The organism is Halapricum salinum, from assembly GCF_004799665.1.
GTDB classification, from domain to species: Archaea; Halobacteriota; Halobacteria; order Halobacteriales; family Haloarculaceae; genus Halapricum; species Halapricum salinum.
Genome location: NZ_CP031310.1, coordinates 1,739,649 through 1,751,108, shown reverse-complemented (window position 1 = coordinate 1,751,108; position 11,460 = coordinate 1,739,649). Strand labels below are relative to the sequence as shown.

9 protein-coding genes are annotated in these 11,460 nt (G+C 62.7%); 6 read left to right on the top strand and 3 right to left on the bottom strand.

Translation table 11 applies throughout. From position 1 onward, the window contains the following. Positions 1 to 199 precede the first annotated feature (199 nt). Complete coding sequence (locus DV733_RS08860; RefSeq protein ID WP_049995034.1) at positions 200 to 1,129, top strand: hypothetical protein; 930 nt, start codon at positions 200 to 202, stop codon at positions 1,127 to 1,129. Position 1,130: 1 nt separating this feature from the next. Beyond that, a complete protein-coding gene (locus tag DV733_RS08855; protein ID WP_049995035.1) occupies positions 1,131 to 1,805 on the top strand; it encodes a hypothetical protein in 675 nt (224 codons plus the stop codon). 610 nt (positions 1,806 to 2,415) lie between these two features. On the opposite strand, the gene pheT is transcribed toward DV733_RS08855, so the two are convergent. Then, positions 2,416 to 4,143 (bottom strand): phenylalanine--tRNA ligase subunit beta, encoded by a 1,728-nt coding sequence (gene pheT / locus DV733_RS08850; protein ID WP_049995036.1) that lies wholly within the window; start codon positions 4,141 to 4,143, stop codon positions 2,416 to 2,418. Further along, on the bottom strand, positions 4,143 to 5,645 hold the full coding sequence (gene pheS, locus DV733_RS08845) for a phenylalanine--tRNA ligase subunit alpha (RefSeq protein WP_049995037.1): 1,503 nt from the start codon (positions 5,643 to 5,645) through the stop codon (positions 4,143 to 4,145). The genes pheT and pheS overlap by 1 nt, the downstream gene beginning before the upstream one ends. Positions 5,646 to 6,036: 391 nt before the next feature. On the opposite strand from pheS, the gene DV733_RS08840 reads away from it, so the two are divergent. The 3 genes from DV733_RS08840 to DV733_RS08830 all read left to right on the top strand — a co-directional run bounded on the left by DV733_RS08840 (position 6,037) and on the right by DV733_RS08830 (position 8,722). After that, entirely contained in the window at positions 6,037 to 7,869 is a 1,833-nt protein-coding gene (locus DV733_RS08840; RefSeq protein WP_049995038.1) for a rhomboid family intramembrane serine protease, read from the top strand. Between the two features lie 38 nt (positions 7,870 to 7,907). Beyond that, on the top strand, positions 7,908 to 8,348 hold the full coding sequence (locus DV733_RS08835) for a hypothetical protein (protein ID WP_049995039.1): 441 nt from the start codon (positions 7,908 to 7,910) through the stop codon (positions 8,346 to 8,348). Positions 8,349 to 8,506: 158 nt separating this feature from the next. Then, positions 8,507 to 8,722, top strand: a complete 216-nt coding sequence (locus DV733_RS08830) for a hypothetical protein (protein ID WP_136342310.1) — start codon at positions 8,507 to 8,509, stop codon at positions 8,720 to 8,722. A 174-nt stretch (positions 8,723 to 8,896) separates the two neighbouring features. Here the strand turns inward: DV733_RS08830 and DV733_RS08825 are convergent, their stop codons facing one another. Beyond that, the gene (locus tag DV733_RS08825) at positions 8,897 to 10,507 is read right to left on the bottom strand and encodes a tryptophan--tRNA ligase (protein ID WP_049995040.1); all 1,611 of its coding nucleotides are present in this window, start codon (positions 10,505 to 10,507) and stop codon (positions 8,897 to 8,899) included. Positions 10,508 to 10,909: 402 nt separating this feature from the next. Here DV733_RS08825 and DV733_RS08820 point away from each other — a divergent pair, with 402 nt between their 5' ends. Beyond that, positions 10,910 to 11,455: an NUDIX hydrolase gene (locus DV733_RS08820; protein WP_049995041.1), complete on the top strand. Its 546-nt coding sequence runs from the start codon at positions 10,910 to 10,912 to the stop codon at positions 11,453 to 11,455. Positions 11,456 to 11,460: the final 5 nt, after the last annotated feature.

Here is an 11,460-nt window from a genome sequence, read left to right as displayed (position 1 = left end):
GGCAGGCCTTTCCACAAGCATACGCCGAGCGAAGTGAGGCGTTTCACCGCGAGCGCTCTACCGAGCGCGAGCGGCCTTTTTCCCCAAGTTTTTGCAAGGAGTGGTCCGCCACGAGCCGACAGGCTCGTGTGCGAGACCCGACGCAGCAAAAAGTGGGTACGTTAGTTTCATTGCTCCCGGCCACAAATCTCTCCACAGGATGGCTGAGAGTGGCGCGGACGAGTCGGATGCGAATCTCGGCCCACCGGAATATCTCGTCTATCGGATTCTCTGGGAGCTGCGAGAGAACACTGGCGGTGAAACTGGTCGGACGAAGTTCCACAAGCTGTGTGTCCTGGCAGACCGAAAACTATCTCAGGAGTACGACCGCGACATCGGACTCCCACAGTACTGGTACAAATATGGGAAAACACTCGCGGAATCCGAAATCAACGATCGGGTGACGTTCACACCCACCTCGAATCACCGACGAGGATACGCGTACTACCCTGCAGAGCAGGTCAGTGAGAGCGATTTCGACCATCTGGACGAAGATCTGAAAGACGATATCTTTCAGGTAGCAATCGAAGTGGTTGCGGAGCACGGCGACAAGGATTATCAGGAGTTAGAGCAGTATCAGTACGAGAATTTCCCGCCCCACGAGTTCGTGACTGCCTATGGCAACTTCAGATGGTATCTCGCTTCGATCGCTCTCGATCGGGATCAGAAGACGATCGAACACTTTACTGATCCCGCGGCGAAGTCGAGGATAGAAGAACTGCTGGACGAGATGCTGATTTCGTTCGACGAAGAGGCGTTCGCGGAGATCTACGACCTGTATGTAGACTGGGACGATACGATTCGCCTACTGAACGAAGAGGGCGCTAGCGCCCGTGAATTGCTAGATTTCACTGAGACGTTCATCGAAGCGATGGCCAAGGCCGTCTTGCGGTTCAAAGACCGGGAACATATCTCGGAGGATCGCCTTACAGAGTGGAAAAAAGAGAAACAGAAGGTTCTGAACGATCTGGAGACGAAAATCGAGCGACGTCGAGAATCCGCTCTGTCGGGACGGTCACTGTCTGGAGAACTGCAAGAGGTATCTGACTCGTATAACGAAACAATCTCTAACGAACTCGAAGAGTTCTAACATGGCGGATAACGCATTTCTGGACAAGGGGATCATTCTCGGATATTGTTTTTATACAGACACTCATCACATCCGATGTAGAGAGTACATCGAGTCCACTGATACGGAATTCTACGCCACAAAACAGGTCGAAGACATATTCCAGAACGCGAAGGACCATATCATAAGAAAACACAGGAGGGCTATCTCGACATTCATTCGATGGGTGAAACAGGAATTCACTGGGACATTGACTGCGGAGGATGTGACGGAGATTCAGAATCACGTCGATCGGAGAGAGAATCCAGCATGGCGATACCTGATAGATTATTTTACGGATAAATCAGGAGAAGACGTGTATCCCGTCTGTAAGAAGCTCAGGCAGATTGCACGAGATATCGAACAGTTGGCCGAAGAGCGGAACGAGGAACTCCAACCGAAGATACTTGGGTGGATTCGCTTCGAGAGTTATCCTGAGTTGAAAGACGATCTTCGCTCGTTATTCGAGAAAGATGAGGAGGACTACTGGATCGCAGTTGATGCTCACGACTTGGCCCTCAACGTGGATGGAACAACTGAATTAGCGACGAATAACCCGAGTGATTTCGACGACGAGACGGTTCGAGAGGAGATATTGACACAGACAGCGATCGACGAAATTACCCTCGTATTCGTCTCTCGTTCGTATTCCCCGTGATTCTTGACAAACAGAATCTGGCACTGACCCAGCTTCGGTACTGTAGATCTTCACGAATCTATTCAGATGACTGCTAAGACAATATCCAAACCCACCAAAGCACTCACCTCGGTCGCGGCTGACGCCGCGACACGCTTCCTGACAGCCTCGCGGTGGCCGGGAGTGGCCTCCGTGCCACGACCCGGGGGAGGGTAGGCCCGCTGTACGGGTGCGGTGCTCTCCTGGTGGATTGAAAGGGCGAGACTCGCCTCGGGCCGAACGAAGTGAGGAGCGTTGCTGTGCAGGCTCTATCTGAGGGATGCGAGGGCGACCGGAGGGAGCCCTCGATACGGAACGGGGAGCGAAGCGACCCGTGGAGTGAGTGAAACGAACGAAGATATCCTGCACAGCGACCCCGAGCGAGTCGAGGGCTTTCCTGAGTCGTTGCTGACGGTGCTGTCTCCGGTTTCTATAGTAACAATTGAAACGATTTACACACCGATCGCACTGTTGTCGTGCGATCGTGTGTGCATTGACTTTCAATGGCTACTATAGCTAGCGAGTCGAAGGCGTTCCGAAGGCAGAGATCTCAGCAGCAGAGACGCGGTCCGAAAGAAGTACTGCGACGAGATCAGCGAAGCGCGTCGAGATCGAATTCGAACGCGACCACGGGCAACTCAAGATCGTGCTCCACCAGCACTTCGGGGTGAATCTCACCGAGCACACCCACGCTGTCACCGTCGATCACGACCTCGGCCACCCGACCCGAAATAAAGGAGGGGTGCTCGGTCGGCGGCGTCTCCAGCTCGGCGTCGTAATCGTCGACCAGCGCCTGCAGCCTCGCCTTCCCGTCTTCGTAGGAGACGCCGTGACGCGCGAGCACACCAGCGACGTGCCTCGCTTCTGCGACCCGCGTGTTCTGCTCGTCGTCGCGATGAGCGACCCAGCCGACCTCCGAGAGATCCTGCGGGTAGCTCCGATGGGTGTTGTTCTCCAGCACCTGCATGATCGAGGGCAGCAGCCACGACCTCGCGATGGTGTAGTCCTCGCTGTAGGGATTCGTGATCCGAACGGGCTCCTGGGAACCCAGCACACTCTCTGAATCCCCGAGATTCATTCGGTCGCCGACCTGGGCCGCGTCGGTCATGTGGAAGTTCAACAGATCCTGGAACCCGAGCCCGACGAGCGACTGCCGGACCGCACGCGCCAGCCGCGAGCGCTCGTGTCGCCCGCCGATCGTCCCCACGTCGGGATACCGCGGTTCGAGATCGTTGAAGCCGTAGGCCCGACCCACGTCGTCGATCACATCGACGGGATGGAGGACGTCCACGCGGTAGGGCGGGATCGTCACCTCGTAGCCGGCTTCGCCGTCGACGTCGGTAGAGACACCTTCCAGCCCGGAGCGTTCGAGGAGGTCGAGCACCTCCTCCTCCGAAAGCTCGATCCCGAGCGCCGTCTCGATACGGTCGTGGACCACCGTCTTGGTCTTCGTCGAGAAGTCCGGCCGCACGAGGTCGGCGGGGTACTCCTCGGGGGCGGTTTCGTACTCGACGTTGACGTCCTCGATGGTTCCGCCGCGAGCAGCGAGCGCGTAGCAGACGATGTTGAGCATGTGGTCGATCGTCCACTGGTCGGTGCCGGTCATCTCGATGAAGAGGTCCCGGGAGTTCGTCGTGACCTCCGTGCGCTTGCCGTTGATGACTGGCGGGAACGAGAACAGCCCGATCGAGTCGTAGATCGCCGGCACGCGATCCATGTCTTCGACGAGATGGGCGTACTCCTGGCCGATATGGTGCTCGGCGATGACCTCGGCGGGCGTCATCTCGGCGTCACTCTCCAGCGGCACGAACGTCGCCTCCTCGGGGTCGACGCCCGTGTAGCGAATGGACTTCCCTTTGCCATCCACCGCAGCCTCACCTTTCAACATCGTCAGATCGTGAACGCCGATCGCGCCCTTCGCGCGCTTGCGCCCCATCGTCGCATGGAGCTTCTCCTGGAGCTGGATCAGCGAGTCGAACGCCGACTCCGAGAGGTCCAGCCCGCGAACGATCGCGCCCGTGACGTAGGGCCGTTCTTCGGGCACGTCTTCGACTTCGATCGTCCAGTCGGCACTGTTCGTGTCCGGGACGTGGACGCCCCGGCTGTCCCCGCGGTCGTACCGCAGCGACCGCGCGACGCCCTCGACGGAGAGCCGATCCAATCGGTCGGGCTCGAACTCGAACTGCAACTCGCCGTCCTCGGTCTCGCCTTCGAACTCGAGGCCGAGGTCGAACAGTTCGGTCTTGAACTCCTCGTCGGTCGTGTCCGTGTAGCCGGTCAGTTCTCGCAGTTCGTCGGTAGCGATATCGACAGTCGGCATCAGTAACGCACCTCCTCTTCGCGCAGGTACTCCAGATCCACGAGCGTCCCGTGGACGTCCCGGATGTCTTCCGCACCAGTGACGAGCATCATCAACCGTTCGAGGGCCAGACCCCAGGCCATCACGTCACAGTCCACGTCGAGGGGTTCGAGCATCTCCGGCCGGAAGATCCCCGAGTTACCGATCTCGACCACTTCGCCCGTGACGGGGTGCTCGCCGAACAGCTCGAACGAGGGTTCAGTGTAGGGATTATAGGTGGGCTTGAATCGCAGGTCGGTGATCCCGAACTGCTCGTAAAACTCGGTAAAGGTGCCCATCAGATCCCGAACCGAGAGATCCTCGGCCATGACCCAGCCCTCGATCTGGAAGAACTCCAGCAGGTGCGTCGAATCGATCTCGTCGTTGCGGTAGGCCTTCTCGATCGAGAAGAACCGCTGGGGCGGCTCCAGATCGCCTTTCGCGACGCCCGCGAGGTGGCGGGCCGACAGCGACGTGGTGTGGCCCCGGAGGTCGATCTGGCGGGCCATCTCCTCGCCCCAGGGGGAGTGATACCCCTCGCCGTCCGCGCCGACACCCTCACGATGGGCGGTCTCGACGCGCTCGCGGACGTCGTCGGGCAGGTCGCGCATCGGCGGGACCTCCAGCGCGAACTGGTCCCAGTGCGTGCGCGCGGGGTGGTCCTGGGGCATGAACAGACAGTCGTTGATCCAGAACTCCGCGTCGGCGTGGGGGCCTTCCATCTCCTCGAAGCCCATCCCGACCAGCACGTCTTTGACGCGTTCTGCCATCGCCCGCAGCGGGTGGTCTTTCCCGCCGTCGATGGTCTCGGCGTCGGCCGCGACGTTGTACTCGCTGAACTCGGCGTCGCGCCACGCCCCGCTGGTGAGCATCTCCGATGTGAGCTGGCCGACCTCCTGGGCGGCTTCGACGCCCTCCATCAGTGCGGTCACGCCCTCGTCGGTCAGCTGGACAGACCTGACCGTACTCTCGGAGCGCTCGATCAGCTCCCGGCGTTCGAGCTGGTCGAGGACGCTCCCGTCGGCACTCTCGCCAGCGTCGAGTGCTGCAAGCGCCGCGGCCTCCGGGTCGTCGTCGGGACCGGCCGCCGGACTCGCGGTGATCTCGCCGCTGGCGATCTCGCCGTAGCCCTTCCGGGCGAAGTTCGACAGCGCGATGTCGACTGCGCCGCCTTCGAGACCCGACGCGCCGATGACCTGCCCCATCTGGACGGGCGCGTCGTCCGCACCGGCCTCGACGGCCGCCCGGTAGAGGCGAACTTCAGGGAGCCCGTCGTCGAGATAGGTCCGAGCCTCGTCGGTCAGCGAGACGTGCTCGTCGGTCGTCTCGAGCACCTCGACCAGCCCCTCGTCTTCGAGTTCGAAGGCGGCCCGGGTGACCGTCTCGGGTTTTTCGCCGATCTCGTCGGCGAGCGATTCGACTGTGCGTGGATCCTCAGCACTCGCGGCTTCGAGGACCGCGACCTGCGTTTCTGGGAGTTGCATCGGTTCGTTGGTGGATATACCGCGGGTTCGTCAGTTAACGGTTCTCATAGTGACTGCCGTCCGCCTGTGCTGGATCGACCGTACGTCTGTGCGGTCGTCCCGGTCCATCGGTACAGCGGTCACGATCACTCGTGCTCACGCCACTGGACGCGAACACGGGGCCGACGACGGGACGGTTTCGTCGGGGCGGCGCGTCAGCGCCGAGCCCCGAGTTCACCGCCCGCAGGCCCCGAAAAAGAAACCGAACCCTGCGCTGTCGGTCGGCTGGCCAACGAGACGCCTGCAGTGGGGTTCGGCTGGCATACCCCTGCCTTGCCACACCGTCTCAATAAGCATTGTGGAGTCGCCGGGACCGAATGATTGATGGGCGCTCTGGCGTCGCTAGAACGTAATGGTCGCACTCACAGCGGTGGTCCTCGCTGCCCTCCTGGCAGGTGTCGGCTGGCTCGTCTGGACCAACGGCGGCAGTGAACGCTGGCGCGCGCTCACCGACGACCGGTTCGTCTACGGCGTCCCCTGGGGGACGCTGGTGGCGGTCGCGCTCGTGACTGCGTTCTACTTGCTGGCCCAGCACGGCCTGACCAGCTGGAACGAGCCCCTGACGCTGCCGTTCGTCTCGTGGTCGTGGTTCTACCCCGTCGGCGTGCTGACCTCCGGGTTCGCCCACGGCTCGCCCGCCCACCTGCTCGGCAACATGACCGGGACGCTGGCGTTCGGGGTCGTCGCCGAGTACGCCTGGGGCCACTACCCACAGCGCCGGGGCCACACCATTCAGGACTCGCTGCTGGCTCCCGAGGAGAGTCGCTTCTCCCGGCCGGGCGCCCGAATCGCGCTCGTCACGGGCGCGATGTTCGCCGTCGCGCTCCTGACAGGCATCTTCTCGCTCGGTCCCGGCCTGGGCTTTTCGGGCGCAGTCTTCGGGATCGCGGGCTTCGCTATCGTGACGAAACCGCGAGCGGCCATCGCGGCGGTCGTCGCATCCAGCGCGCTCTCGACGCTGTATCAGGCGCTGGCCGACCCAGTCGTTCGAGGAACGATCTCCGTGGGACCGCCCGCACCGCCGTCGTGGGCCGGGATCGCCTTCCAGGCACACATGCTGGGATTCGTCGTCGGTGTCCTGCTCGCCGTCGGACTGCTCTGGTCGCGCCAGAAGGACCTCGCGCCCCTCGAGGTCTTCTTCGCGACGCTGGCGTTCGGGCTGGCGCTGTCGCTGTGGCTGCTGGTCTGGCCCGGTGGGCAGGACGTCTTCTACCTCTATCGCGGCGCGGGCGTGATCTTCGTCGTCCTGCTGACGGGGCTGGTGACGATCGCCGCCACGGGCAGCGATCGCTCGATCTCGCGCTCGATCGCGATCCTCGCGGTCGCACTATTGGCGATCCCGTTCGCCCTCACGACGCTGTGGTTCCTGGCCGCGCTCTCGGGCGCAGTGCCCGAACTCAGCGGGTTCGCTCCGTTCGCCGCGCTACTCGTGCTCGCGGTCGTCGCACTGGCGCTGCCGGCGCTGCCGACTGCCCTTCGTGGTGAGGACAGTCGGTGGGCGACCCGCCGCAGAACCGCGTTTCTCGGACTCGGGACGGTCGCGATCCTCCTGCTGTTACCCGGGATCCTCTACGGGCCGGTCGCCGTCGACACCGACTCGATCACCGAGACCAACGAGATCGAAGTGGGAGACTACGTCGTCACCTACGCCGAGAACGTCACCGGCGGCCAGGAGTTGCTGATGCTCGATCTCAACACGTCGAGTCTCAACCAGACCTACGACGGGCTACTGGTCGCCAGCGATTCCCGGAGTATGTGGACGATCGGCGAGCGCAAGGACAGCATCGCCTTCGACGGCGAGGGAGAGGTCCAGGTCGGCGGCCTGGGCTGGCGCGAGACCGTCCGCGCCGAGCGCACAGGGTGGGAAGTCACGGGCAACGCCAGTGCCTACGCCGTCGATCTGATACACGACGGCGAGCGCACCCGCTCGTTCACGAGCGACCCCGTCCGGGCCGACGTGCACATCGACGACCACCGCGTGACGGTCGTCCCCACGCAGGAGGAGTTCGAACTGCGCGTCACCCGTGACGGTGACGTCGTCGGGACGAGTGCGATTCCGGACGCTGGTGACACGGCGACGGTCGACCCGCTGACGATCCGAGCCATCGACGACGACGGGACCACCCAGGTCGTCGTCGAATCCGACGGCACGAGCGTCACTGTCGCAGTCGAGGAGACGTACTGATCGCAACGTATTTGTCAGCTGATCTTGACGACTCGCCCATGACAGACGATCGAAAGAAACGACGCCGCGACCGCGTCGCCGAGACCCTCCTCGACGTGGCGACAGTCCCCGACTACACCGTTCTCGATCCCACAGCGTACGCTGACCTCGCCAGCGGGATCGGCGACCTCTTCGCGGACGCACGACCGAACACCGACAGGATCGAAGCGGCACTCGAAGACGTCTCACTCCCCGAGACGGGCGCACTCGACGTCGACGCAACAGTTCTGCCCGACAGCGTCGGTGTCGACGCCGCCGACGCTGACGCGATTATCGAAACCGGCGGCGAGACACTGGCCGTGGCGGCCGAGACGGGCGGTGACGCCGCGACGGTGGTAGTCGACAGCGGGAGCGAGGCGATGGAGATCGCCGTCGAAGACGGTGGGGAACTCGCGGCCGAAGTCGTGGTAGAAGTGCTCGCGGGCGCACTCGAAGTGTAGTCGTCCTTTCGAAGACGCAGGTTCGCTCGCGATCGCTGTCGAAGGTGCCGTCCGACTCGTCGAGTTATACTGTCCACCCCCGACGCTCTTTGCGGTGGATGGACGGATTCCCAATCTATAAATAACCGTAAATTCAGAAGATATTCAAAGAGCAACATATGACTGAATCACCATCAGACCGTCTGGCCTCTTCTCTGGAGCGACTGATATATGGGCTGTTACTGGCTACGCTGGGCTTCTTCGGCGTCGGGATGACGGAACAACTAACAGACGGCAACGTCCTCGTGGGCCTGGTTGGAATCGTCACTGCCCTGCTGTGTGGGAGTGGCATCCTGTATCTCCTCTACGAAGGTTTCCGAGAGGGGCTGCACTGACGGTCGTGCTGCCGGACGGGACGATTCGTTGTGCCTTCGACATGTCCGTGGTCTCGGTCGATAGCGACGTCTGATAGTGACCGTTGTAACGATTTACCGGTACGACCGCACGAAGGCGTGCGGTCGATCCGGAACAGACTTACAACGGTCACTATGAGCGGGTTGAAAGCCTATTCACGCCCGCTTGCGGTCGCTGTCGAAGTCGATATCCAGTTCGTCCAGCTTCTCCTCCCACTCCGCGCGTTTCTCCTGGTGTTCTTCGAGGAACTCCTCCATCAACTCCGCGGCCTGCTCCTTGCACCCACCGCAGAGACGCTCGCCGCCGACACACTCCTCGTAGACCTCGGTCGCGAACTCGTCGTCGTCGCCCGACAACAGGTAGGCGTAGAGTTCGTAGACCGGACACTCGTCGGCCCGGCCGCCGAGTTCGCGCTGTTCCTCGGCGGTCTCGCGGCCCCCCGTCGTCGCGGCCTTGACCTTGTCGTAGCCCTCTTCGGGGTCGTCCAGCAGTGAGATGTGACTCGCGGGGATCGACGAGGACATCTTGCCCCCAGTCAAGCCGGTCATGAACCGGTGATAGATCGAGGAGGGAGCGAGAAAGCCGTAGCCGCCGTGGTCGATCTCGACCTCGCGGGCGAGTTCTTCGGCCGCCTCCCGATCGAGGTCGAAGGCGTCGATGTGGGCCTCGTAGACGCGTTTCTCGCCGTCGATAGCCTCGATCAGCGCCTCGAAGGCCTCGTCGGTGGCGTTGCGATCGAGGAACCGGGTTCGGGGTCGCAGTGGCTCCTTGCCGGCTTCTTTGAGCATCATGATGGCCGAGTCCGTCCGGGTGGCGTTGAGGTCGGTCGCGTCCGGATCGCGCTCGTTTTCGAGGTAGCGCGCGGCGTCCTCACAGCGGACGGTCTCGTCGGGATGGCGCTGGCTGAGGGTCTCGTAGGCCTCGGCGATGATCGAACGCTGATCGGGATCGACCTCGAAACTCGCGAACGCCTCGGTCACCTTGAAGTAGCGCATCCGCGCGGCCAGATCCCGCGCCAGCCGCATGTGCGGGTCCTGGTCGGGACCGACCGGAATCACCGTGGGTTTGGGTTCCTCGAGTTGGGGATAGAGGATGTCGGCCATCTGTGTAACCACGCTCTGCATGTGGCTGACGTCTGTCTCGCCGTCGAAGTCGTAGATCGCCTGCAACTCGGAGAAGTTGGCTTTCGCGCCCAGTTCGAAGCCCAGATCCTGGACCTCGCGGTTGTCCGACTGGCGGTAGAGTTCGCCCTCCTCGGGATCGAATCCGAGCGCGAGCAGCGAGAGGATGTAGCTGCGGGCGTGTTCGTCGATCGTCTCCCAGGAGAGTTCGCGGGCGGCGTGGGCTTCCAGGTCGGCGATCAGCCCGTAGGCGTCCCCGCCCTGCTGCTGGTGCCAGACGATCTCGTCGAAGACCATCTTGTGGCCGATGTGGGGGTCGCCCGTCGGCATGAACCCCGAGAGGACGGCGAAGTCTTCGCCCTCGCGCATCGCCTCGGCGACCGGGCGGTAGTCCCGATGCCCGAAGATGACGCCGCGGCGCATCAGGTAGTGGGGGTTCGGCACCTCGGGCAAGATTTCGTCGAAGGACTCGATGCCGAACTGCTCGAAGAGCTTGCGGTAGTCCTCGACGGTGGCCGAGCCCCACGGATCGAGCGCGACGTCGTCGGCCCCCGCTGCGCCGGCACCGTCAGCGCGGAGCCGCGTGTCTCTTGTCCGGTCGTCGGTCGGTTCGTCCGGTGGGTCGTCGTCGGTGGTGTCTGTCATTGTGTCTGCTGTGGTGTCGTGTGGTCTTCAAACGAGCGGGCCGAGAAAGCGGAGGGAGCATCGTCGGCCTCGCCGGCGGGTTAGGCCCGCCGGACGACGGCCGCGAGACTGTCCACTTCCGACCGTCGCCAGCGCCAGCAGTCCGTGGAAGTGGACGCCATGTGCGCAGAATACACGATGGAACCCTTATGCCTTCCGGGTCCGGGCGAGACGCAGTTCGATCGATGAGCGGGAAAAGATCTAAATACGAGGCGTTCGAAATAGTAAGTGAAGAGTAAAGTTAATCGAAATAGTAATTCTTTTCCGTGAGTCGCATCTGTATACTGATACCGAGAGCAGTGCGATCTCTCGGCCGTTCGAGCCCTGCTGGACCGTTCGCCGAACAGCCCCTGCTACACCCACATGACAGATTCAGAATCCATTCCGTCGACCACGAGTGCAGAGAGCGAGTTCGATCCACAGGCAGTTGCCGACCGTGCGGGCGTCGAGACCGACCAGCGGACGTACGTCCACGAGGACGCCGACCACTGTGAGGCCGACGCTGCCGGCCGAGTGATCGTCGGCGTCACGAACGAACGCGGCGAGGCGCTGCTGCTGGTCGATCACGAGCGATCTATCGCACTCCTGCCAAACGCCACCGTCGACGCAGGCGAGTCGTGGCGCGCTGCTGGGCGGCACGCGGTCGCAGACGAGACCGGGGTCGAGGTCTCCCTCGACAGACCCGCCCGCGTGCGCGAGATCGAGCACACGACCGAGCGATCCGAGACGCCACACACCGAGACCGTCCACGTCGTCTTCGAGGCGTCGGCCCAGGGCGAGGCGGACCCGAGAGTCCCCGAGGACTCGCCGTTCGAGGTCGGCTGGTTCGAGACGCTCCCGTTCGACGTCTCCGCGGCTCACCCCGCACAGGGCGACGCGCTCGAAGACGTCCAGCGCGTGCTCCGGTGATTCGT